The organism is Fontibacillus forbon (assembly GCF_046559655.1).
In the GTDB taxonomy this organism is placed as follows: Bacteria; Bacillota; Bacilli; order Paenibacillales; family Paenibacillaceae; genus Fontibacillus.
In genome coordinates this window covers 450,729-475,731 of sequence record NZ_JBKGFV010000004.1, presented here as the reverse complement: position 1 = coordinate 475,731, position 25,003 = coordinate 450,729, and the positions used below count along the sequence as shown (strand labels likewise).

General features: G+C 50.1%; 17 protein-coding genes. 12 read left to right on the top strand and 5 right to left on the bottom strand.

Annotated elements, in window-relative coordinates:
- The first annotated feature begins 70 nt into the window (after positions 1 to 70).
- From ACLB09_RS17785 to ACLB09_RS17775, 3 genes are all read left to right on the top strand, one after another.
- Positions 71 to 2,638 carry a beta-mannosidase gene (locus tag ACLB09_RS17785; protein WP_410771197.1) on the top strand — a complete coding sequence of 856 codons (2,568 nt, stop codon included), beginning with the start codon at positions 71 to 73 and terminating at the stop codon, positions 2,636 to 2,638.
- A gap of 199 nt (positions 2,639 to 2,837) precedes the next feature.
- Complete coding sequence (locus ACLB09_RS17780; protein ID WP_410771196.1) at positions 2,838 to 3,848, top strand: LacI family DNA-binding transcriptional regulator; 1,011 nt, start codon at positions 2,838 to 2,840, stop codon at positions 3,846 to 3,848.
- 38 nt (positions 3,849 to 3,886) lie between these two features.
- Entirely contained in the window at positions 3,887 to 5,803 is a 1,917-nt protein-coding gene (locus ACLB09_RS17775; RefSeq protein ID WP_410771195.1) for an LTA synthase family protein, read from the top strand.
- Positions 5,804 to 6,054: 251 nt separating this feature from the next.
- Here ACLB09_RS17775 and ACLB09_RS17770 read toward each other — a convergent pair whose 3' ends face one another.
- Complete coding sequence (locus tag ACLB09_RS17770) at positions 6,055 to 6,471, bottom strand: hypothetical protein (protein ID WP_410771194.1); 417 nt, start codon at positions 6,469 to 6,471, stop codon at positions 6,055 to 6,057.
- Between the two features lie 219 nt (positions 6,472 to 6,690).
- On the opposite strand from ACLB09_RS17770, the gene ACLB09_RS17765 reads away from it, so the two are divergent.
- Positions 6,691 to 9,831, top strand: coding sequence for a stalk domain-containing protein (locus ACLB09_RS17765; RefSeq protein WP_410771193.1), 3,141 nt, complete (start codon positions 6,691 to 6,693; stop codon positions 9,829 to 9,831).
- A 109-nt stretch (positions 9,832 to 9,940) separates the two neighbouring features.
- Here the strand turns inward: ACLB09_RS17765 and ACLB09_RS17760 are convergent, their stop codons facing one another.
- Together ACLB09_RS17760 and ACLB09_RS17755 are read right to left on the bottom strand one after the other, a co-directional pair.
- The gene (locus ACLB09_RS17760; protein WP_410771192.1) at positions 9,941 to 10,837 is read right to left on the bottom strand and encodes a complement C1q domain-containing protein; all 897 of its coding nucleotides are present in this window, start codon (positions 10,835 to 10,837) and stop codon (positions 9,941 to 9,943) included.
- Between the two features lie 155 nt (positions 10,838 to 10,992).
- Positions 10,993 to 11,172: a YjfB family protein gene (locus ACLB09_RS17755; protein ID WP_410771191.1), complete on the bottom strand. Its 180-nt coding sequence runs from the start codon at positions 11,170 to 11,172 to the stop codon at positions 10,993 to 10,995.
- Between the two features lie 173 nt (positions 11,173 to 11,345).
- Between ACLB09_RS17755 and ACLB09_RS17750 the strand changes: the two genes are divergently transcribed.
- The 3 genes from ACLB09_RS17750 to ACLB09_RS17740 all read left to right on the top strand — a co-directional run bounded on the left by ACLB09_RS17750 (position 11,346) and on the right by ACLB09_RS17740 (position 14,506).
- Entirely contained in the window at positions 11,346 to 12,323 is a 978-nt protein-coding gene (locus ACLB09_RS17750) for a phosphotransferase (protein ID WP_410771190.1), read from the top strand.
- 50 nt (positions 12,324 to 12,373) lie between these two features.
- Positions 12,374 to 13,372: a glycosyltransferase gene (locus ACLB09_RS17745; RefSeq protein ID WP_410771189.1), complete on the top strand. Its 999-nt coding sequence runs from the start codon at positions 12,374 to 12,376 to the stop codon at positions 13,370 to 13,372.
- 228 nt (positions 13,373 to 13,600) lie between these two features.
- Positions 13,601 to 14,506 carry a polysaccharide deacetylase family protein gene (locus tag ACLB09_RS17740; RefSeq protein WP_410771188.1) on the top strand — a complete coding sequence of 302 codons (906 nt, stop codon included), beginning with the start codon at positions 13,601 to 13,603 and terminating at the stop codon, positions 14,504 to 14,506.
- A 30-nt stretch (positions 14,507 to 14,536) separates the two neighbouring features.
- Here the strand turns inward: ACLB09_RS17740 and ACLB09_RS17735 are convergent, their stop codons facing one another.
- Together ACLB09_RS17735 and ACLB09_RS17730 are read right to left on the bottom strand one after the other, a co-directional pair.
- Entirely contained in the window at positions 14,537 to 15,376 is an 840-nt protein-coding gene (locus ACLB09_RS17735) for a GNAT family N-acetyltransferase (protein ID WP_410771187.1), read from the bottom strand.
- A 145-nt stretch (positions 15,377 to 15,521) separates the two neighbouring features.
- Complete coding sequence (locus ACLB09_RS17730; protein ID WP_410771186.1) at positions 15,522 to 17,249, bottom strand: putative bifunctional diguanylate cyclase/phosphodiesterase; 1,728 nt, start codon at positions 17,247 to 17,249, stop codon at positions 15,522 to 15,524.
- A gap of 290 nt (positions 17,250 to 17,539) precedes the next feature.
- Between ACLB09_RS17730 and ACLB09_RS17725 the strand changes: the two genes are divergently transcribed.
- The 5 genes from ACLB09_RS17725 to ACLB09_RS17705 all read left to right on the top strand — a co-directional run bounded on the left by ACLB09_RS17725 (position 17,540) and on the right by ACLB09_RS17705 (position 24,752).
- Positions 17,540 to 18,475 (top strand): ABC transporter permease, encoded by a 936-nt coding sequence (locus tag ACLB09_RS17725; RefSeq protein ID WP_410771404.1) that lies wholly within the window; start codon positions 17,540 to 17,542, stop codon positions 18,473 to 18,475.
- Positions 18,476 to 18,493: 18 nt separating this feature from the next.
- Positions 18,494 to 19,384: a carbohydrate ABC transporter permease gene (locus ACLB09_RS17720; protein ID WP_410771185.1), complete on the top strand. Its 891-nt coding sequence runs from the start codon at positions 18,494 to 18,496 to the stop codon at positions 19,382 to 19,384.
- 111 nt (positions 19,385 to 19,495) lie between these two features.
- Positions 19,496 to 21,181: an extracellular solute-binding protein gene (locus ACLB09_RS17715; RefSeq protein WP_410771184.1), complete on the top strand. Its 1,686-nt coding sequence runs from the start codon at positions 19,496 to 19,498 to the stop codon at positions 21,179 to 21,181.
- Positions 21,182 to 21,244: 63 nt separating this feature from the next.
- On the top strand, positions 21,245 to 23,158 hold the full coding sequence (locus ACLB09_RS17710) for a cache domain-containing sensor histidine kinase (RefSeq protein WP_410771183.1): 1,914 nt from the start codon (positions 21,245 to 21,247) through the stop codon (positions 23,156 to 23,158).
- Positions 23,133 to 24,752, top strand: coding sequence for a response regulator (locus ACLB09_RS17705; protein ID WP_410771182.1), 1,620 nt, complete (start codon positions 23,133 to 23,135; stop codon positions 24,750 to 24,752). The genes ACLB09_RS17710 and ACLB09_RS17705 overlap by 26 nt, the downstream gene beginning before the upstream one ends.
- Positions 24,753 to 25,003 lie beyond the last annotated feature (251 nt).

Sequence of the window (25,003 nt, the reverse complement as noted above, 5' to 3'; positions counted from 1 at the left end):
AACAAAAATGTTGATATTTAAAGAGAAACAGGGATAATGAGAGATAAGACATCGTTTTCATGGAGGGCATATGAGCAAACAACAGGAGTTGAACAATTGGAGCTTCAAGGCTTGTGACGAGACGGAGTGGAATGCGGCGCGCGTCCCCGGTACGGTACACAGCGATTTGCTGCGACAGGGGAAAATATCGGATCCGTTTTATGGAACGAATGAGCATGATTTGCAGTGGATCGATAAGAAAAACTGGGAATACCGAACGACGTTTAAGTTGGATGGCGGCTGGGATGCCTGTTCTCATATCGAACTTGTATTCGAAGGGTTGGACACGTATGCGGACGTGTTCCTGAACGGGCAGCCTATTCTGTCCGCGGATAATATGTTTAGAGCCTGGAGCGCAGAGATCAAAGAACTGGTTATACAGGATGAGAATATCTTGAACATCGTCTTTCGTTCGCCGATTTCGGAGGACTTGCCCAAACTTGAGAAGCTGGGCTACGCTCTTCCGGCTCCTAATGACCAGTCGGAGCTGGGCGGATTGGGTGATCGCCGGTTGAGCGTCTTCGCACGCAAGGCGCCGTATCACTACGGCTGGGATTGGGGTCCGCGCTTGGTGACCAGTGGAATCTGGCGGCCGGTGCGTTTGAACGGTTGGTCCGGCCCCCGGCTGACCGACTTGTTTATCCGGCAGGACGAGGTGAGCGGAGAGGTCGCGAAGCTTACCGCGATGGCGGAAATCGAAGCCGATGAGGCTTGGCAAGGCAATTTGGCGATAGCGGTTCACGGAATGGCCTGGCAGAGAGAGGTCGCTCTGCAGCAGGGACGGCAGACGGTGGAACTGGAGCTTGAAATTGCAGAACCGCGCTTGTGGTGGTGTCGCGGACTCGGCGAGCCGGAGATGTATGAATTTAGCGCGAGCCTAAAGGATACTGCCGGCAAAGAGGTAGCGGAGCGGTCTGTCAAAACGGGTCTGCGGCAGATTAAATTAATCCGCGAAAAGGATGCTGCGGGTGCGTCCTTCAGCTTTGAGCTGAACGGGGTGCCCGTGTTTGCCAAAGGGGCGAACCATATCCCGAACGACAGCTTTATTCCGGAAGTCACCGCCGAGCGTTACCGGCATGAAATTGCCTCCGCCGCCGAATCCAATATGAACATGTTGCGCGTCTGGGGCGGCGGATTTTATGAGGAGGACGTCTTCTACGATTTGTGCGACGAGTACGGGTTGCTGGTGTGGCAGGACTTCATGTTCGCCTGCAGCATGTATCCCGGCGATGAAGTATTTTTGCAAAGCGTCGCGGCGGAAGCGGAATATAATGTGAAGCGCCTGCGGAATCATCCAAGCATCGCTTTATGGTGCGGAAATAATGAGATGGACTCGGCTTGGGCGCATTATGATGAAGATGGCGGATGGGGATGGAAGCAAAACTATACCCCGGAGCAGCGAGAGCATATCTGGGCCGATTACGAGGCGGTCTTCCATAAGCTGCTCCCGGAAGCCGTGGAACGTTTGGGCGGAGGCGTGGCTTACTGGCCTTCATCGCCGCTGCGCGAACTGACCGGCGACGAGCGTCAGCATGCCACGAAGGTCACCGGGGAAGGGGACGTGCATTATTGGGGCGTATGGCACGCGGTTGAACCCTTCTCGAATTACAATGAACGCATAGGGCGATTTATGAGCGAATACGGATTCCAATCCTTCCCTGAGCTCTCTTCGGTGTTGCGTTATGCAACAGAAGAACAGCTTGAACTGGAGTCGGATGTGATGCTGGCCCATCAAAAGAACGGCAGGGGCAATCAGCTCATCAAGGAATACATGGAGCAGTATTTGCCGGAGCCGCGGGATTTCAAATCGTTCCTGTATATGAGCCAGGTATTGCAGGCCGAAGCGATTCAGATCGCGATTGAGGCGCACCGCAGAAATAAGCCGTTCTGCATGGGGACGTTGTATTGGCAAATGAACGATTGCTGGCCGGTTGCTTCCTGGGCCGGAATGGACTATTACGGACGCTGGAAAGCGCTGCAATATATTGTGCGGCGCAGCTTCCGCGAAGTCATGCTGTCGGTCGTGGGGGGAGATGCGGGCAAGGAGAAGGATACCGATAAGGACGCCGTCATCTTCCATGCCGTGTCCGACCGTCAGGAGGAGCTCCGGGCGGAACTCCATCTGTCGCTCTATGATTTCAGCGGCGCCCTGCTGCATGAACAGTCCAAGGCCGTCAACCTGGGCGCGGATTCGGCAGCGGAAGTGTACCGCGTCTCGGCGGCGGAGCTGCTGAACGGGCACGACCGCAGTAATGCCGTATTGCTCGCCAGTCTGGAGAGCGGCGGCCGCGTGCTGGACAGCCAGCATTTCTACTTTGATTCCTTCAGAGAACTGAAGCTGCCGCAGGCGGCAATCGCTGTTGAAGAAGTCCCTGGCAGCGAGGGCTGCGCCTTTACGCTGAAGACGGACGCACTCGCCAGAAGGGTGTGGCTGCACGCCGAAGAAGAGGGCATCTTCTCGGATAACTTCTTCGATTTGATTCCTGGGCGGCCGGTTACCGTAGAGTTCCGGCGCCGCAGCGGTTCCGGAAACGAAGCCTTTGTCGCCGGCTCGCCGGGAACCGTATCCGTGCGGTCCATGTGCGATTTTATGGCATAATTTTGGCAGAAATACAGTTGTTATAGGTATAGGGCAAAGAGCCGTCCGGCGATATTTCCGGGCGGTTTTTCTTATTGGAACTTGGATTTCCGAACTCGGGACGGCCTTGTTGTATGAAGCAAGGTTCGTTGCATCCCTGAAAAAAACAGAGTATCCTTGAATAGATTTCAAAAACCTTCAGGAAGAAGCAAGGTGGGCTATGGTTCGGAATATTCGCGATATTGCAAAATCCGCCGGGGTTTCGGTTTCAACCGTCTCCAAGGTGATCAACAATTATCCTAATGTGAGCGCCAAAACCAAAGAGCGCGTAATGCAGGTGGTTCAGGAGGAACAATTTGTTCCGAATTCCACGGCGCGGGGCTTGGTCAAGGGTAGTTCCCAAACTTTGGGGCTCTTTTTGACGACCGGATTATCGCATCCCTTTTTTGTACAGCTTCTTGCCGGTTTGGAACGATCGCTAAAAGAGTCGGGCTACGATCTGATCTATTTGGCCCAGATCGACTGGAATCCGGACTACAGCCTGGTCCGTCACTGCCGCAGCCGACAAGTGGACGGGGTGCTTATTTTCGGCTTTCAGCGGAACGATCTCAATTTCGAGGAAATGCTTCAATCCGAAATTCCCACGATGTTTATTGATTTGGATTTGTTGGGACGCCGCGCGGGTTATATTACTTCGGACAATATAAACAGCATTAAACAAGCCGTAAGTTATTTGATCGGGCTAAAACACCGGAAAATCGCTTTCGTGGCCGGTTATCTCGATTCCTATGTAGGTAAGCTAAGATTCGAAGGCTATCGCCAGGGCGTTGAAGAAGCGGATCTGCCCTATAGATCGGATTATATTTATTTTGGCGATTTTACGAAAGAGAGCGGGTACATGGCGATGAAGCAGTTTCTGCAATGCTCCGAATTTCCCACGGCGGTGATCTGCAGTTCGGATATGAGCGCGGTCGGCGTGATGGAAGCGGCGGTGGAAGCAGGGCTGAATGTGCCTCGGGATTTATCGGTCATCGGATTCGATGATATCGAGATTTCCAAGTATACGCAGCCGCCTCTTACGACGATACGCCAGGATTTTCGAAGAATTGGCCGTCAGTCGATCGAGTTACTGGATCAGATGATTCGCACGCCGCATGTTGCGCCGCCTGCAATGATTGTACCCACCGAGTTTGTGATCCGCGGATCGTGCGAGGTTTGCCGGGAAATCTAGTTAAGCCATTATTTCATAGAGAAGAGTTGAAACTAGCAATGAGGAGTTCTCTGTCATCCAATCAGAGCAAATTTATTCTAACCATTATACTGCTTCTGCTGAAAATCGGACTGATGCGCTACTTCTTTTATGAGGGGATTCATTGGAAAGGCTTGCCGGCCGAAGCTTTGTCGGCACTGGCTCTTCTATGTCTGGTGGATTTGATTTTCCCCATAAAAAAGAAAGGCCCAGTCTACTGGAGCTTTAATTTCGTTTATTCATTCATGCTGTTTGCGGCCACATTGTATTTTGCGCATTTTGGGACGGTGCCGACCTATGCGGTGCTGAGCGAGCTCAACCAGGTGCCGCAAATCCGGGCTAGCGTCAATGCCCTGATCCGGCCGGAACAGTTCCTGTTCTTTGCCGATTTTGCGGTATTGGCGATATATAGGGTCGCATCGCGCATCCGGGAACACCGCCGGAACCGCAGGCTCAGCTTTCGGAGCAGCACTTGGGGGCAGAGCTATCGCACCGGCTGGGGCTGGAGAATCGGAGTCGCCTGTGTTTTGATCATCAGTGTGGTGATCTCCGGGCTGTTTGTACGCTCCGGTAAAAAAATCGACAACGAACTGGTTCGCGCGGAAAGTATCGGTTTTTTGAATTTCCAGGTGGATGCCGCGCTTCGCAATCATGAAGAAGAAGAGATGATCGCAAAAGGCAATATTCAAGAAACGATCGCAAGCATCCAAAGCCTGCAGGCGGGATACCCTTACCGGGAGGAAGCGGCGGGAGAAACTCCGAAATACTTCGGAGCCGCCCAAGGCATGAATCTGATCGTGATTCAAATGGAGTCGTTTCAGAACTTCCCCATTCATTTGAAGGTGGGGGACCAGGAAGTAACGCCGGTGTTGAACTCGTTGGCGGAGGAAGGGGCTTACTTCCCGCATATGTACCAGCAAATCGGACCGGGGAACACCTCGGATGCGGAATTCATGTCCAACACCTCGATTTACCCGACGGCGGCGGTGGCCATGTCCAAGGGGTTCGGAAGCCGAGAGTTGCCAAGCTTGCCTCGCTTGCTTCAGCAGCATGGCTATGTGGCGAACACTTTCCATATTAACAAAGTGACTTTTTGGGACCGCAATAAGCTGTATCCGGCGTTAAACTTTGATAAGTATTATGACAAGCCGTCCTTTAAGAATGATCATTTCAATGATTTCGGGGCTTCGGACGAGGAGATGTACCGCGTAGGGATAGAGAAACTGACGGAATTGCAAAACCAGGGCAAGCCTTTCTACGCCCAGTTTGTCACGACATCGAGCCATTCCCCGTTCGTGGTGCCGGAGGATAAAGTGAAAATCCAATTGCCCGACAACCTGAAGGGAACGAATCTCGGCAATTATATCACGGCAATGAATTACACGGACTACGCGATCGGGAAACTGATCGACCAGTTGAAGGAAACCGGAATGTGGGACCATACGATGCTGGCGATTTACGGCGACCACTTCGGCATTCAACCGAGCGAGACCGGGGCCGCCGAAATTACGGAGAAGCTCGGTATCCCTTATGACGACCGGATCAGCCGGTTCAATATTCCGTTCATTGTGCATATTCCGGGGCAAAAGCTGGGCATCGTCTCCGACGTGACCGGAGGTCAGGTCGACATGATGCCGACGGTAGCCAATCTGCTTGGGGTGTCCCTGAAGGACGATAAGTTTACCGCGCTCGGCCAGGATCTGCTGAACATCGACCGCAACGTAATCGGCATGCGTTACTATCTGCCTACAGGCTCGTTTTTCAACAACGAGGTCATGTTCGTTCCCGGCCAGGGATTCGATGACGGCACCGCCGTATCGCTGGACACGCTGGAACCGGTGACGGACATCTCCGCTTACCGCAGCGACTATGAGTACATTACCCGGTTAATGAAGCTGTCCGACGAGTACGTCAAGCTTCTACCGAAGCGGCATTAGGATATAAAAAAGAGTTGTTCCCGGTGGTCATATCAATGACTGAGGGACAACTCTTTTTTTCAATTAATATAACTGTATAACCTACAGCTAATTTTGGGGAATTGGCTACTTTCACGAAATTAACTGTAAAACCTCCATCTAATTTTAGGGTTTTGGCCTCTTGTGGGCGAATTGAGCGAAAATAGCTGTAGTTTTTCCAGTTAATCTACTTTAAAGCAGGTTAGCGGAGAAAATAGCTGGAGGAAATCCAGTTATCCCAAAATACGATATGGCTGGTGGGCACTTGCCGAAATAATTTCGGAGGCTTCCTCCATTTGCAGCAGATAGGACGCTTCGCTCAACTGTCCCTCGTTGTACCTCTGTGTCAATTGCTGTTGCAGCTGTGTTGTCTGCAGTGAGATAACCGAATCGACTTGCTTATCATTTGATGTTGCGATCTCAGACAACGACTGGCCGTCCAATAAAGCATCATACAGCGCTTTGTCGGTGGAAAGACCCAGGGAGTCGATCAAAGTGTCCTTTCCGGTCTCTTTCGTATTATCTAAACTCGTCAACTTGGCCGATATCGCAGCAGCGCAAGCTATATTCGATGTATGTCCCGAAATGCCGGGAATGACGGTAATCACGCAGGCCATGGTACCTACGATGACGATCTGTTTTATATTCATTAAAAGATTCCTCTCTCATTACTGGAGTTTATGTAACTGTGTATCTACAGGTATTACGAATCAATGGGCGATATAGTTTCAATCCAATTTCCGGTTCTAAGTATCTGGCTTAGGGTAATTTTAGGTGGGATGTAAAATTGCAGAAACTTTTATCGGTCTTGATGCGTCATATAGTCATGAAACATCCATGGTTTGTTTAATTTGAGGGAGGATGGAACTGTGAGGAAAATATGGACTACTCTTTTAGCGGCAATCCTGGTCGTTCCCATGTTGCTAACAAACACTGCGCAAGCCGCACCGGCAATCAGCGTGTATATTGACGGCAATCGGCTGGCAACGGATCAGGCGCCGGTGGTCGTGCAGGGCCGCGTGTTGCTTCCGCTTCGCGCGATTTTTGAAGCGCTGGACGCAACGGTGAACTGGAACCAGTGGACGCAAACGGTGACAGCAAGTAAAGATAATACGACAGTAGTTTTAAAATTGAAATCGAAAACGGCAACGATTAACAATCAGACCGTATCGCTTGATGTGCCTGCACAGGCCATCAAAGGCAGAACGATGGTTCCGGTGCGCTTTGTCAGTGAAGCGCTCGGCGAGGCGGTAAACTGGAATTCCAGTGCCAAGACCGTTTCGATCGTCACCGGCGGAAGTTCTGAAGAACCTGGAACATTAACCCCGGTTTCGTATGTTACTTTGCGAGATGTAGGCAACACGGGAGACGGACGCGATTTGGAAGTCAGCTTCTCGCGGTCTTCGAATGAATCGCTTGTCGATCACTACCGGATTTTGGTAGTAAAAGCGGCGAATGCTTCGGGCTTCAATCTGTCCTCGGCCCTGAAAGTGAGCTCGGCCAATTATACGACGGTTCGTCCAAGCGGATCTGACCCGGCGGTTACGCTGTCTTCGGGTGCCAAGGACGTTGACGGATCCAATATTCAATCCAATCAACCCTATGTTGCCTACGTATTGGCCGTAGGAAAAAACAACGCAGGCAGCGCGTTATCTAATGCTTCGTCCAAGATCACGCTGGACACCGGCGTATCCGTAGCTGCGGTTACGAACGTAAGATCCAGTGATATCAGCGATTACGGGGATGGACGGGATATGTCCGTAGGCTTTACCCGTGCATCGACGGAGAGTAATATTTTGAACTACCGCGTGTTCGTCGTGAAGACCAAAGATGCGGGCAGCTTCAATTTGGCTTCGGCAAACGCCAACCAATATTACACCACGGTGAACAAATCGACCGGTAGCAGCACTACGCTGACAGGAACATTGTCTTCTTCGTCGCGGGACACTTCCGGCGATTTGATCAAAAACGGTGTTGCCTACACGTCGTTCGTGCTCTCCATGAGCAATACGAGCACCGCGTCCAACAAGTTGTCTTCGGCTTCGTCGTCGATCACGCTTGGCGCGGGCACGGTGACTGCACCGATCATTACGCTGGTTGAAGATATCAGCGATAGCGGGGATGGTCGTGATTTACGTGTGAGCTTCACTAAGATTTCCGACGAATCAAAGATTTCGGGATATCGCGTTTTCGTAGTTAAAGCAAGTGATTATTCGAACTTCACGCTGTCCCGGGCAAACGCAGTATCAAGCTCGAATTACACGGACATTAGCAAGACGGGTTACAACCAAAGCAAGCCGTTGAATTCTACATCCAGAGATGTAGATGGTGCCCTGATCCGTAACGGCGTCAGCTACCGCGTCTTCGTTATGGCGGTCGGCAGCGGCAGCAATGCGGGTAATAACGCTTTGTCCTCGGCTTCGAATGCCGTTACCTTGTTGAACAATTACAGCGTAGGCACCGTGTCGAATCTGTATGTTAGCGATGTAAATGATTATAATGACGGCCGCGACCTGTTGGTTTCTTATGATCGGGCGTCCGATGAATCGAATATCAGCTATTATCGGATTATGGTCGTGAAGACCGCTAATGCGGGAAGCTTTACGCTTTCGAAGGCTAATAATGTATCCAGCAGCAGATATACGCAAGCCAGCACGGGAACGAATTTCAATAAGGTGCTGGCTTCCAACGCTGTAGATGTTGACGGGGATCTCATCCGCAACGGAGTAAGTTATCGCGTATTCGTTCTGTCCGTGGGCAGAGGCAGCTATGCAGGCGATAACACGTTGTCCGCTGCTTCATCGGCAATTACGCTAGGGAACAACTACAGCGTAGGCAAGGTTTCGACCCCGGTGGTTAATGATATCGGCGACATCGGCGATGGGCGAGATATGCAAGTGACGTTCAATCGGGCGTCCGATGAAAGCAATATCAACCACTACCGGATTCTGGTCGTAAGAGCGGGTAACTCATCAGCCTTTACGCTAGCTAAAGCAGCTGCCAGCCCGTACTTCACCACCGTATACAAGGGCGGAAATACGCTGACCCAAACGTTGCCGTCCGGAGCAAGAGACGTGGATGGGGCTTTGATTCAGAACGGCGTCAAATACCGTGTATTCGTTCTATCCGTAAAGAATAACAATTACAGCGGCGATAGCGCTCTGTCTTCCGAGTCGGCGGAAATTACGCTGGCGGATAATTCGAACGTGCAGCGTGTTACCGGGTTGAGTGTTTGGTCCGAGACCGCTAACAGTACCGGCACCGCCGGCGATATCAAAGTCAGCTTTAACAAGCCGGCTAACGAAAGCAATATCGCGGAATATCGCATTCTGGTCGTTCCATCGGCACAAGCCGGAAGCTTTTCGCTACGGGACGCTAATAATGTAACTTCGCCGGAAAACTATACCTCTGTTGCTCCAGCCGGAGGAAATATCACTAACTATTCGGTACGAAGTCAGAATGATGTATATGGTCGCGCAATTAATACCACTACTCCTTACCAAGTATTCGTTTTGTCGGTAGCCAAGTCGGGGTATGGATTAACAAATGCCCTTTCCGATGCTTCGGGTCTAGTGACTGTAAATCCACCTGCAGCAGTTCCGGTAGAGAAGGTTAATGCTGCGAGTGCTGTTGCAGTAAACAACACGGAGATTGCAGTCAGCTTCTACGAGCCCGGTAACAATGCCAATATTGCATCGTATGCGATTGTGGCTGTAAAACAAGGCGAGTTTATGAATCTGGATACTGCAATCGGTGCATACTCGAACGGCAAGTCCGAGGTGGTTGGGCCAGGTACAAAACAAGGTACTGTTAGACAGGATATCTGGGGGAATGCTCTAAGCACGACAGATTCTGTATATGACATCTACATCTTGTCGATTCCTACTGACACCCGTTCCGCTCTGTACGCTTTGTCCGGGAAGTTTACCTCAAATCAGTTTCCAAAGGCTGATCCACAGGCGGGCGAGCCAATGAAAGAAACCGATCCGGCGTCAAAAGTGCAACCATAATAAATATTGGAGCACATCTGTAACAACACCAAAAAAACTGCCGATTCATTACGAATCGGCAGTTTTTGTAATTTTATAACGGTTAAACCGGTGAATATATCAAGTCACCTTATACCGGAGACGGCAATCTGGCCGCGGAGAAGATAGTATTCGTTCCGAGGGACAGGATTCTTCCTTCGGTCGGAATGAACAGAGAGGGAGCAAACGTCACTTCGACCGTATCCCCTGCATTAAGTTGAAGAATCTCGCTTACAAAATTGCTCTGGGACGTACTTGAATTAGGCGTGTTGAGAATGAAGTCGTCATCCAAGCCAACGATAGTCCCGTTCACTAGAAGCCGGATTATGACGTCGCTGATTCGGGTGGCCGCGCTGATATTTTGAGTATACTGCACTGCTGCAATGATGATGTAAACGCCGGATTGTTTGGGGGTAAACGTGGATGTTGCCGCATCATATTCACCGGCCAGGTCGAAAAGTTCCCTTGGAAACGGAACCTTTAACTCGGAATTGATGATGAGTTCTTGGGTATTAGTAGCTCTAAAAGCGGAGGCCCGCACAAGGCTTGAACTATCTCCGTTATTATTTACATTGATCGTCGGATTTCCGAAATTGGTAATCGTGTCGGTAATGGCTTCCTGCTGGTTTTGCAGCTGCGTTTGTAATTGAGCTTGCGCTTGAAGCTGGGCCTGTGCCTGTGCCTGCAGTTGAGCTTGAAGTTGCGCCTGTGCCTGGAGCTGTGCTTGTGCCTGTGCCTGGAGTTGGGATTGAATTTGGGATTGTGTTTGGGATTGCTGCTGCGCCTGTGCCTGGAGCTGTGTCTGAATCTGAGATTGGATTTGTGCCTGTTGTTGCGTCTGTGCTTGAAGCTGGGATTGAATTTGCGATTGTTGTTGAGCCTGTTGTTGAGCCTGCTGCTGGACCTGCCTTTGTAACTGCCTGAGTTTCAGTAAGAACAGGTCTTTGTTGCCCGGTTTGCAATTCTTCTGATGGCGTACCTTATACATTGGAACCCTCCGTCTCGATTATATAATCAACTATTGCCCTTCGGTTATATATATGGCAGATGAGTAGGAGGGACTTGGGGCAAATGGACATGGAGATTCGCACATTTAAGAAAAAAACCGCGAAAGGACGAACCTCCGCGGGCTAAAGCTTGCTGCTACACTTTTATATCTAAATTTTTGCCCAGGTTGGGATGAACGCTGCTCTGTTCCAGCATTTGAACAAGATTCTGTCCTTGTGTCTCCGCCTGGCTTTTGGCCATGCTTAACACCTGGATTCCTACGCTTTGAGAAAGACTGACCTGGCTCATGGCCATGGATGCTGCTGCGATATCCATATTCACACCTCCCTATTTTGTTATCGGCAGACGATGGCGTATTCTAAAGAATTTTCATCCGTCCCTGATTTGACATTAGTTTGCAACCTTTTGTACGCTAAAACTAATTATATTTGGACTATCGGCCCAGGGCATGTCATGGACGGAAACGGCCGCCGAAGGGATAGCTTATCATGAATTGGAGTGAATATGTTCTGCCGGACGGTACTTTAAACGGGCGGAATTTATGGAAAAGAGTGCCGCTTTACAAAGGGATGAACGGAAAGTTCGTGGAACGGATCTATCTTTCTCCGGAAGCAAGCTATATTTTTAAACCGCTGACGAACGGGGAGAGCAAGGATCGGGAGACATGGATTTACAAGCATGTACTGAATGTATTTCCGCCGATTTATCCCCGGTTGTTCGCTTCCTCGGAGGTAGGAGCAGGGGAGGCGGGTTGGTCGATTTTTGAGGATCTCGGACCGCTGCGGCATTCGTATGATTTGGAGTTGGCCAGGGAAGTGGCGGAACAAATGGCCTGTTGGCATGCTTTTCCGGAAGGTCATTGGTCCGGCTTAACCGGCCCGGGACCGAAACCGCCGATCGAAGTGATCGTCGGAGACTTGATGGCACGGAGGGACGAGGCCGAAGCTGCGTTGAATAAAGTCGGCGGATCGGTGAGCATGGATTGGTTGATACGCGGAGTTACGGAAGGTCTGGTACGGACCTATCCCCGGGTTATGTCACATGGGGACCTTCATTTGGGTAATTATGCCAGAGCGGCAGACGGTAGGATGTATATCATCGACTGGGAGCACGCTCATTTGAATACCCCGTTTTGGGATTTGTATCACCTGATCGATATATCGCATCCTTTGTTTCCGAAGCGGATGAGCATGCCGGACAGGGAAATACTACTCGATTATTACTTGAAGCAATGTGATCACTTCGGACGCAAGTGGAACCGGGAAGGTTTCATCCGCGATTATTGCCGGTTTTCGGCGGTATTTTCCCTCTGGATGCTCCTGCTCATATCAGGGGATTTGGAGCGGGGGGACAGTGTCTGGCCCCGGGACCGGTTGTTGTCCCAAAAGAACGAAACTGAGGACAATTTGAACGGTTGCTTAACAAGGCTATTGTTTGTGAATGATGAAGGAGACAAGCCGGCATAGCACCTCAGGCCGCTAATGAGGAAATTTATGAGGAGGGGCAGATTTACAATATGACAAAAGTCGGATTAGTGATGCGAAAAATCCAGTTTGCCGAATCCCAGGGACCGCGGGTTTTTGCCGAAAGATTGCGAGATATCGCCAGGGAACTTGGAGTAGAGATCGTGTTTATCTCCCCTGAGCGCCATGTCAGCGGGCACGATTGGCTTCCCGGTTACGAGCACGAGAAAGGCGATCTGGTTAATTACGATGTCGTGCTGGACCAAATTGAAGCGCATCAGATCGAGCATGTCATTTACACGGTATCCGGGTTTACCTTCCTAAAGATGTTTCTCCCCAAAAGCGTGCTGTTCCCGCACAGCTTTCCTGATCCCGCTTTGACCGGATATGAAATGATGAAGCCGTTCTATGGAATCGTGGACAAGGCGATCGTGCAGACGGAATTTTTGAAAAGACAGCTGGATACCGTGTTTGGAGTCAGGGATGTGGACGTGATTCCGATCGGGTTCAGCGAGAAACTGGCGGAGAGACATTTTGATCCCGCTTCGGTCGTAGATAACCGGATATTGTGGATCGGCCGGGATGAGGAAAACCGGCGACCGGATCTCGTGCTGGAATATGCCCGCCGGAACCCGGATAAGGAAGTGTTTATGGTTTTCGGTGGATTGCGGTACAAAGAGAGCATGAAAAAATACGACATACCTTCCAATGTCAACTTGCGGTTTGCGTTGTCGCAGGATGAAATATTCGCGCTGATGAACTCATCGAAAGTGTATTGGAGCTGCTCCAAATTCGATACGTTCGCCATGCCGCTGACCGAGGCGCTTGCCATGGGGAAAATCGTCGTCAAGCCGGAGCATCCTTGTTACGATCACATCAGTTCCCGTCATGCTTTTGCGGGCAATGAGAAGAACTGGTTTGAACTGGTCAACATGGCGGCAGCTTCACCGCTGAAGGTTTCCTTGGACAATCGGGATTATGCCTTCGCCAAATTTTCAAGTTCGGTCATGAGGAAGGGGTATCAAGACTTCTTCCAACGTTGGCTGAGTTAATACCGGAAAAAGCGAGGGAAGAGGAGTTTCGCGATAAGCGTCGAAAACAATTCCAGGAAATAGAGGGAAGGATGCCACATATGATAAATAACCGAAAGGCTTCCTTTTCTATTTCTGCGGTTTCGCGGACAGATGATCCGTTTCATTTGCACGTAAGTTCGCTGTTGTCTCTTGAATTGAAAGCGTTTTATTAAATGGATGCCATCACGGCGGAACGGAGGATTTGCAATGACACTGGGACAACGATTGGGCTATGAGCCCGAGGCCAAGCTGCTGATTCTCAATGCGGACGATTTCGGGATGTGCCATGCCGAGAACCTTGCCATTCAACAGCTGTTTACGGAGGAAGTGATTTCCTCGGCTACTTTGATGACGCCCTGCGGTTGGGCGAAAGAGGCGGCGCTTTGGAGCACGGCTCACCCCGAGTACCAAGTGGGCGTACATCTTACTTTTACCAGCGAGTGGGGAGGGTATAAATGGGGGCCGGTTACCCGTAACGGAGACGTGAGCACTCTGGTTACGAAGGAAGGTTACTTTCCGGCTGATTGCGCATCCTTCGAGCCGCAGGGTGACCGGGAACAGGTTCGGTTAGAAATGATCAACCAAATTGAGATGGCCCGTTCCATGGGAGTGGATCCTACTCATCTGGACAATCACATGGGCAGTTTGTACGGACTGGCAACCGGCAATCATTTTTTGGACGTCGTATTCGAAGTGTGCGTGCAGTACGGACTTCCTTTCCGGATGCCGCGGTCATTGCCCGATATGAATAAATTGCCTGCGGAAGCCGCCGAGATCGCAAGACGTGTGGGTGAGCTGGCGGACAGCCTGGGCGTCGTGATCCTGGATCATTTGATCGGACTTCCGTTCGGCAAACAACCGGGGGAAACCTATGAATCCTACAAGCGGGATATGATTGGAGCGCTGCGATCCCTGCAGCCGGGGGTGTCGGAAATCATCATCCATCCTGCCTTGGCGGGCGAGGAACTGCGTTCCATCCACAACGAATGGGAAAAGAGACAATGGGATTACGAGTTGTTCCGCGACCCCGAAATCCGTGAGACGCTTCAGCAGGAAGGGATCAAGATGATTACCTGGAAGGAGCTGCGCCAACTGCAACGGCAGGGAAAATAAGGAGCCTTAGCTTATGCCTACCTAATTCGGCTATACTACCTCCAAACGATAGTACGGAAGACTAATGGAAGGCACGAATCCGAGCTTCTGGGCCAGATAATAAGAGCCTTCATTCTCTCTACGGCAGGCCCAGACAGGTTCCAGGCCATGCTCCAGACAGTAGGCGATCAAAGCCAGGCTGACGTGAAAAGCGTAGCCTTTACCGCGGGCGGATTCGGCGGTTTCGATGCCGATTTCCAACTGGTTTCCGTTCCGGTAGGCGGAAAATGCGGTGGATACCGCTTCACCGTTTTTAAGGAGGCTGAAGCCGTACCCTTCGGCGAGAAACTGCTCCGCGTCGATCCAGAAAAGATTGGGGCTGACGCGTCCATTCAATTTATGAAAGATCTCCCCGTTCGTAGGGATGATATGAAAGGACTCGGCGGAAGATTGACTGGCCGCGGCTTCATACTTTTGCCGGTCAAACGTGAAATTGATTCTGCTGTTTTCCGTTATGGGTTGGTTGAAGTCAGACGTGTTGCGCAATGCTGTATCGTTGTTACTCTGCCCGGGCCCGATGAGCGATCGGATGAAGGTATTCCAGTTGTCCGGATATGCTTGCAGCCATTCCGCAGATTCCCGGATTTGTCCTGCATTCAGCAGATAGTTTCGTAATCCTTCAAGAAAAGCACGGTTTTCCGTATTTCCGAACAGCAGGGACATCCCATTGGAATGAGCGATATAAAAGGCTTCCGGACGAATAGGATCATCCACGTACACGGTTCCCTTAACCTTTCCGGAAAGGACGCTTTCGGCAAATAAGGTATTGATCGGCACTTGCTCCAACGGTTCTATAGCCTTGCTATAATCCTCCACGTTCAATCTGATCAAAGGTATTCCCCCTTTTACTAAATGAAGTCTATTTATGAACTATCATAGGCATAAGGCAAGCCGACTTCACCAAGATTTATCACAAAACGGCAACAGGCACCGGCGGTTAATCACCGCCGATGCCTGTTTTTTTGTAATATCCGCTTTAGATCACGCTAATCCGGAGCATTTCTCCCATCGTGTCGCTATCAATAGGGCGGCTGTAGTAATAGCCCTGAATTTGATCGCAATCGTTTTGACGCAGGAAGTCGAACTGCTCTTTCGTCTCGACCCCTTCCGCCAGCACAGTCAAGCCTAACGATTTGCCCAATTGGATAATCGACTGAAGCAGCGAATTGTCCCTCGGTGAGGTCGGCGTATTCTGGATAAAAGTCCGGTCGATTTTGAGCACCTGAAGCGGCAATTCTTTCAAGTAGTAGATGGATGAATAGCCTGTTCCGAAGTCATCGATCGATAAGGAAATACCCCTGCGTTTCAGGGAATCCAGACGGTCCTTGATCAACACCGGATCATTCAGAAGCGACTCGGTAACCTCCAGCTCCAGATACTGGGGTTCCAGCCCGGTTTGCTCCAGCACCGTCTCTACGGTACGGACGAACTGCGGGTGTCTGAACTGAACCGCCGATACGTTCACGGAAACCGGCAGTTTGGGGTAACCGGCATCCTGCCATTTTTTATTGGTACGGCACGCTTCCCATAGCACCCATTCCCCAAGTTCTACGATAAAGCCGCTATCCTCGGCAATCGGAATGAAGGAGGCGGGCGAGACACGTCCGTGTTCCGGGTCGTTCCAGCGGATCAGCGCCTCCAGGCCGGTAAGGGCGTGGGTAGTGAGATCGATTTTAGGCTGGTAGAAAAGCTCAAATTCGCCTTCCGCCAGCGCGCGAGGCAGTTTTTTCTCGATTTGGACGCGCTCCAGCAGTTTGTCTACCAGATAGTAATCAAAGTAATGCGGATCGCTCAGCGATTCGCTTTTTGCTTCTTTCATGGCCAGTTCCGCATGCTTCAACAGTTGAGGCACATCCTGACCGTCATCCGGGAAAATGCTGATGCCCATAGAGAAGCCGATGCTAATCTCCTCGCCATGCATCATATACGGTTTCTTTAGCAGACCGCTTAAATTGCTGGCCATTTTATGGATTTGCAACGGATCGGAGAGACGGGACAGCAAAATGATAAACTCATCCGCGAAGCTCCGGCATATTGGAGTTCCTTCGCCGAAGCAGCCGCGAATCCGGTCCGCAACTCCGACAAGAATCTCGTTGCCTGCAGCTTCCCCGTAACTTTCGTTAATATATCTGAATCGGTTCAGGTTTACCCGCAAAATGGCGGCGGTTTTCTGTTCGCTGCCGGTTAGGGACAACTCCGATTTAACAACTTCTTTAAAACGGTTCATGTTCAAGAGTCCTGTTATCGGATCGAAGTAAGAGAGTTGGCGGATCTTCTGGTTGGAAGCGTCCCGCTCCTCCATTTCTTTGGTGACGTCGAACTGGAGTCCGATAAAGTACAGCGGTTTGCCGTCCGAATCGAGAATGGGGCTAATGATGAACTGGTTCCAGAAAGTGCTCCCGTCCTTTTTGTAATTTTTGATCGTGACCGTGTCCGCCCGGCCTTCCTTGATCGCCCGGCGAATGACGCCAAGATGTTCTTTATCCGTCTCTTCTCCTTGAAGAAACCGGCTATTTCGCATCAAAACCTCTTCCCGGGAATATCCGGTAATCTGCTCGAACCCTTGGTTGACGTATACGAGCGGATTGTCCTTCAAATTGGGATCGGTAATCGCCAAGCCGACGTTCATCAAATCGATGGAACTCAGCAAGGCGGAAGCATTGATCATAGACTCGATTCGGGCAGGATAGACTTCCTTGTCCACTGTAAGACCCCCTAAAAATGAACCGTAAACGGGTAGGTTGAACTGATGATGTCCGGTATACGGGAGTACATCTCAATTCCATCATACATGGGGGCCATTCAGGAAATCAATGGATACTTTTTCGACAACCGAAAAATGAGCCCTCCAATACGAAATATGAAGCCTTACCTCTGTCCCTGAATCAACTTAGAATTAAAGTATGGATTTTGGAAGTGCTTACACATTAAAGCCCATGAACAGCTTGGAGGTCAGAGGGAATGGAAATGCAACAGACTACTAAACCTGCAGCCATGACACAAAAAGAGACGCCGCCATCAGAGAGGCGCAAATGGCTGAAAAAACTGTATTCGCAAAGACATGTTCAAATCATGGCCCTTCTAGGCATCGCCTGGATGATTATTTTCAACTACGTTCCCATGTACGGCATCATCATTGCGTTTAAGGATTACGATATCATCAGAACCATTTCCGAAGCCCCTTGGGTCGGACTGGAGCATTTCAAAGAATTTTTGTCGGATGAGAATTTTGGCTATGTCATGAAAAATACGCTCGGCATCAGCTTAATCAAGCTGTTGACGTTCCCGCTGCCGATTTTATTTGCTCTCTTCTTGAATGAGGTACGCTCGCTGCGCTTCAAAAAAGCAATCCAGACGATTTCTTATCTGCCTCACTTCTTGTCTTGGGTCGTGCTGGGCGGAATTCTTGCAACCTGGTTGTCGGACGTGGGAATTATTAATGAAATCTTGATGGCGCTGCACCTGGTTGATCAGCCGATTTCTTACCTGGCCGAACCGAAGTACTTCTGGACGATCGTCATCACTTCGGATGTGTGGAAGGAGCTCGGTTGGTCCGCGATTATCTATCTGGCCGCGATTACGAGCATTTCTCCTGAAATGTACGAGGCCGCTAAAATCGACGGTGCCGGTCGTTTCCAGCAAATGTGGTACGTTACGCTTCCGGCAATCAAAGCCACGATTAGCATCCTGTTTATTTTGGCTGTCAGCGGCGTACTGAACTCGAACTTCGACCAGATCCTGGTATTGCGCAACGCGTTAAACGACAGCGCTAGTAATGTCATTGATTACTATGTATATTATACAGGTATTTCTTCCGGCCGATATTCGTACTCTGCGGCAATCGGATTGTTTAAATCCGTCATTGCGATCACGCTGCTGCTGATTGCGAACCAAGTATCCAAAAAACTCAACGACACCTCGTTGTTTTAGGCCAAGGAGGACATGCACATGTTTTTAACCAAACGCAGAACAAAAGGCGATGTCGCCTTCGATATCCTTAACAATCTGGGAATGCTCCTTATCTGCTTTGTTACGCTGTATCCGATTTGGTATGTATTGATCAATTCCTTCAACGACGGCAAGGATGCCATGTTGGGGGGGATATACTGGTGGCCGCGGGTATTCAGTGTGGAGAACTATGAGGCTGTATTCAATAATGCCGGCATTATGACCGCAATGGGGCTCACCGTTGCCAAGACCGTCCTCGGGGTGGTGGCGCACGTATTTTTCACGGCCATGGTAGCTTATGCCTTCTCGCGCAAGGGTCTGATCGGCGGCAAGCTTTATATCCTGATGGGAACGATCACCATGATCTTCTCCGGCGGTCTTATTCCGACTTATCTGCTCATTCGCGATCTGCACTTGCTTGACAACTTTTGGGTTTATATTATTCCGGTGCTGTTCAGCTTTTTTGATCTCATTATCTTCATGACCTTTTTCCGCGAAATTCCCGACGGCCTGGAAGAGGCGGCACGAATCGACGGGGCGAACGACTGGACGGTCTTCCTAAGGGTTGTGCTTCCGGTATCTATGCCGGTGCTCGCTACCATCGCCCTGTTCCACGGGGTATATCAATGGAACGACTACTTTACGGGGATTATCTACGTCAATAACGAATCGCTGCAGCCGATTCAGACCTTCCTTTACCGGGTGGTAGCACAGTCGAGTTCCAATATTATGACTACAGCCTTGCAAGGAAGCGCAGTCACCAAAACGGTAACTTCGCAGTCCGTTAAATTGGCGACGATGGTTGTCACAACGCTTCCGATCGTATTTGCATATCCGTTCCTGCAGCGTTATTTCGTCAAAGGAATGATGATCGGTTCCATCAAGGGCTAATCTTCAGCGTGGTTCCGCCTTAATTTCAGTAACTCCTCCGGGCCGCTTCACGGCGGCTTTGGGGTTGCACTTTATAGCATTTTAACAATTTCAGAAAAGGGGTAAAAAAGCATGGGCATGAAAAGTAAGTCCAAAAAAATGATGATGCTTTTGATGGCATGTATCATGATTCTGTCTCTGGCCGCTTGCGGCGGTAACGGCAAAAATGCAGCCAAAACGGAAAACGCTAACAACACGTCGAAGGAGACGGCAACGCCGTCCGAACCGGCTGCTAAACCATCGGCTGATGAACCGGGCTGGAAGTCCGACACGTCTCCGATTACGTTCGACTGGTATCTGAACTTTGCCTGGTTCCCGAATAAATGGGGCGTGGATCCAACATCTCAATATGTAACGAAAAAGACTGGCGTTGACATTAACTTCATCGTTCCTGCCGGTAACGAAAACGAGAAGCTGAATACGCTGATCGCTTCCGGAAAACTGCCTGACTTCATCACCCTTGGCTGGTATGAAGACGGCGTGAAGAAAATGATCGAAGGCGGCCTTGTTGAGCCGCTGAATAAATTGGCCGAAGAATATGATCCATACTTCTTCAAAGTGGCCGACCCGGACAAACTTGGTTGGTACGAGCAACAAGACGGCAACGTATATGGATATCCAAACTCTTCCTCGTCCCCTAAAGACTATGAGAAATATGGCGATACTTATGTATCCAACCAAACTTTCGTAGTTCGCAAGGACATTTATGAAGCAATCGGCAGCCCTGATATGCGTACGCCTGAAGGCTTCGTAGCCGCTCTGAAAGCAGCTAAAGAGAAATTCCCTGAAATCGACGGTCAGCCGATCATCCCGCTTGGCCTGCATGAGTTCACGCCAACCGGAAATGATTCTTTGGAAGGCTACATTCAGAACTTCCTGGCCATTCCGAGAGAAAAGGACGGCAAGCTGTATGACCGCGAAAGCGATCCTGAATATGTACGCTGGATGAAGACATTGCGTCAAGCTAATCAAGAAGGTTTGCTGGCGAAGGATATCTTCATCGACAAGCGCGCGCAAATGGAAGAAAAAATCGTACAAGGCCGTTACTTTGCCATGTTGTACCAACGTACGGATTTTGCGGCTCAATTGGGCACCTTGTTCCAACAAGATCCTAACAAGATCTATATCGCCGTGGACGGTCCGGCTAACACCAACCTGGATGCGCCTAAGCTGAACGGCCCTTCTATTTCCGGCTGGACAGTAACCCTGATCTCCAAGGATGTTAAGGATAAAGCTCGCGCAATCAAGTTCCTGAGCTACCTGATGAGTGAAGAAGGCCAAAAGGACCTTTTCCTTGGTGAAAAAGGCGTCAGCTATGATACAATTGACGGAAAAGACCAATTCAAGCCTGAAGCATTTGATCTGATGAATAAAGACCGCGCGGCATTCGACAAGCAATACGGATCCTCGTTCACATTCTGGATGATGCAAGATACTAACATTACGAATCAATGGGCCCCTCAAGCAGTAGAGCCATACAAGCAATTGGAAGACTGGACTCGCGGCAAGACGAACAGTGTCTCGGAATTCGACTTGATTGATCCGTTGGCCAACTCCGATGAGGGTATCATCCTTACCAAAATCAAAGATCTGCGCGGCAAAACGTTGCCTAAGCTGTTGATGGCTTCTTCCGAGGCCGAATTCGACAAGATTTATGCAGATTACATGAAGAAGAAAGAAGACTTGGGCAATGCCAAAGTAATGGCATTCCAACAAACGAAATACGAAGAGAACAAGAAAAAGCTTGGCATGCAATAATAGCACGCCCAAAAGCCCGCGTGCAGCGGGCTTTTGGGTGTTTATAAAAAGGAGTCACCGTCTATGAAGAGCAAGCGCTGGATATCGATATGGGATTCCTTCATGTATTGGTTCGGGCGCCGCTCGCTGCAGAGCCGCCTGATTGCCGCCTATGTTTTTATTATTTTGGGACCTTGCGCGTTGGTATCTTTTTATTCGTATGAAATGATTAACAACATGTATGTGCGGGATGCCAGGGACAAGAACCAATCTTTGCTGGATATGGAGGAACTCCATATCGATACGCAGATCGAATCCATGGCCCGGGCCATGGAAGTAGCGTATGAGGATCCGGATGCAAAAGACTACCTGGCTAATACAAGCGAACCTGATACCGAAGATCTGGTTAATTTCGGGAATAACAGCTTCAAGGATCTGACGCGTATTCAATATTACAACCCTAATGTAGAGCATCTTCGGATGTTCTCCAGCAACAACATTATTGAAATTTGGCCGATGTTCCTGCGCGAAAGCAGAGTAGCTGACGAAGTTTGGTACCAGAAGGCCATGCGGATGAAGGGAACGGAATCCTGGTCTTTCCTAAACAATGATCCCGATATCCTTAACCGCTACAAGGGACAGTCCCCGGCATTAACGCCAAAGGTATCGCTTCTCCGTGAAATGAGCATTCCGGCCAATCATCATGTAGGTATGGTTCAAGTAGATATGCTGCTGGAGAAGTTTAGCCCCAGAACCTACTCTGTCATTCAGGACAGCCAATCGCAAATGTTGATCGTGGATAGTGAGTCTCAGATTTTCACCCGGGAGAAAGATTCTTTCCTGGCGGCCAATCCAAAGATGCAAACAGTGATCCGGGAGCGGCTTCAGCATTACAGGGCAACCGGGGAATGGGATTATAATTACTCGGAGAACGGAAATTCATTTCTTCTGCTGCGCAAGCCGATCGAGCGAATCCATGCGGATCTGCTTAATATCGTATCCATGGACAATGTGATGGAAGAAATATCACATACACGCAATTTACTAATCGGTGCCAACATCGTCTTTATAACATTGGTAACGGTCATAGCCTATATAATGAATGCATTTATCTTGAAAAATCTTCGTCTGCTGACCGAAGAGATGAAAAAGGTCCGGAGGGGAGAGGCATACAGCGGAATCGTCATCCGCGGGGGCGGCGAAGTCGGGGAACTGGCACATCACTTCTCGAAGCTGATGAAGACCATCAATACACTGCTGGCGCAGGCTGTATACAAGCAGGCCTTGACCAAGGAAGCGGAACTGCGTACGCTTCATAGCCAAATCGACGCTCATTTCCTCTACAATACATTAGAGAACATTAAGATGCTGGCCGAAATCGAGAATCAGAGGGCCATCTCCGATGCGCTGACTTCTCTTGGCGGCATGATGAGGTATAACTTCAAATGGTCCGGAGAGTACGTGAAGCTCCGCGATGAAATCCGGCACATCGAGAACTATACAGAGGTTATGAATATCCGATTTGATGAGCCCATTCAGCTCCAGCTCGATATACCTGATGATTATATGGAATTGGAGGTGCTCAAGATGTCGCTTCAACCGATTGTCGAAAATGCCGTAAAGCATGCCTGGACGGGAGAAGAGCCGGGTACCCGGGAAGTTTACATTCGCGTCGCCGAATATCAGGAAGAGAATATCCGGATTTCGGTGACGGATAACGGGGAAGGGATCGAACCCGAACAGTTGGACAGGTTGAACGCGGAGCTGAGTCTGATCGGCGCAAGGGAGAAAGTTCCCGGCGGTTTCGGAAAGGATGAAAAGGCCCGGGGAATCGGGTTAATCAATGTCCAGGAGAGGATCCGGTTGTTCTTCGGCCAGGCTTACGGTTTGGAAGTGCTCAGCGAGCCGGGCGGCTATACCAGCGTGGTTATGATCATACCCAAAGTGCTTTTGACAGGAGGGGCAGGCAATAATGATAAAGTTGTTGATCGTCGATGACGAGAAAAATATCCGGCTCGGGTTGAAGACAATGATTGAGCGGGAATTTCCGGGTCTCTATCAGGTGATGACAGCGACACAGGGCGCCGAAGCGCTGGAGTTATACCGCTCCGAGGGGGCGGACGTCGTTATTACCGATATCCGTATGCCTGTTATGGATGGTATCGCACTGATTGAAAAGCTGTCGGGGACCTCCAGACCGGATGATCTGGGCCATCGGCCGATCGTCATTATCCTCAGCGGCTATGAAGATTTCGAATACGCTAAAGCCGCGATCAGGTATCAGGTTATGGACTATCTATTGAAGCCGATTCGCCGGGATGAACTGTTTGCCGCCCTGCGCAAAAGTGAGGAGGACCTGAAGAAGCGTTCGCAGTTGGCCGAACAGATTGCAACAACGGAAGCTTACCGGATTCAACTGCAGACAAGGCGTCTTCAGGAGTTTCTGCTGCAGCCGGAGATAACGGAGGAAGAGGCGGCCAAACTGGGGGAGGAAATCGGATTCGAAGGTTACTCCCTTCCTTTTTCGGTAGCCGTGCTGAGCTATAGATATGAAGATGGAAGACGGATGAATAGGGACGAACTTAAATCGCTGGCCGAACATATGCTCAGCAGCGTTCAAGGCCATTTAAATGCTTCTTTGTTGGACAGTGAAGGCCGGGTTGTGCTGATCGGAGGTCCGCAGCGGAAATTCGCGGAATTGTCGCAACTCGCCGCAGAGAAAGATCTGGGCGGACTTCTGATGGGGATCAGCGAGGAGGGAAGCCGACAGGAGGATATCGCCAAATGTTACGCGAATGCCCGGACGTCGCTGGAATACACCTTCATTTTTCCGAAAACGCGGCTGATTTGGTACAGTGAACTGCAGGGAAAAAGGGTGACGTTTCCCGTACCGGAGGAGGATATCCGCAAGCTTGGCAACATTCTGGGCACCAACCGGGAAAAAGAAATCGGGGCGCTTCTGCATGACATCTTCCGGATCGAGGTTTTGCCCGGGATCGATATCGCTTATCTGGAAGCCGTAAGCAGACGCATCAACGAACAGGTGCTGGACGAAGTTTTTCGGATTTACGGGGAAGCTTCTATTGAAGTATTGAAGCTCTACCGGAAAGTGGGCACGATGACGAACTTCCGCCACTTCCATGACTATTACAGATCGCTGGAGCAGTTGCTGCTCGGGCTAGACGAATATATTAAGGGAATCCGTTCGGCTCATAGCGAACATGGGGATATGAGGGAAGCGGTCGCCTATATCGAAGAAAACTATCATCGTGCGCTGAATATGGCGATGGTGAGCAACTATGTCTCTCTGAATTATTCCTATTTCAGCGAAGCTTTTAAAGCCTATACGGGAGAAAGCTTTGTGCTGTATTTGAAGAAAGTGCGCATTCGCAAGGCGAAAGAGATGATCGGAACCGATACGCTGAAATTGTCGGAGATCGGAGCCGCAGTCGGCTTCGAGAATACGAAGCAGTTCTCCAGGGTGTTTAAGGAACTGGAGGGAATTTCTCCGTTCGAATACCGCGGCAAGTTGTTTGCGGGCCATGAACGGCTTGCGGGTTCCGGGCGGGGCAATCATGAGGAACTGGAATGAACTAAAGAATAGTTCAACTTATATAGCCGGAATCCGGTTACTGGAAACCCCTGCAAACAGATCTTCATCCTATCAATCGAGGATAAAAGAGATGTCGCAGGGGCTTTTTAATTGTGCCATTGGAAGTGATATTCTTCATTCAGTGGACAAGGGGTTCGGTGATAACATAAACATATTTAGTGTGCCGAACCGGGATATTGCTGCAAATTTGTAAAGTATCGCTTTATGACGATAACGCAATGACGCGGGAA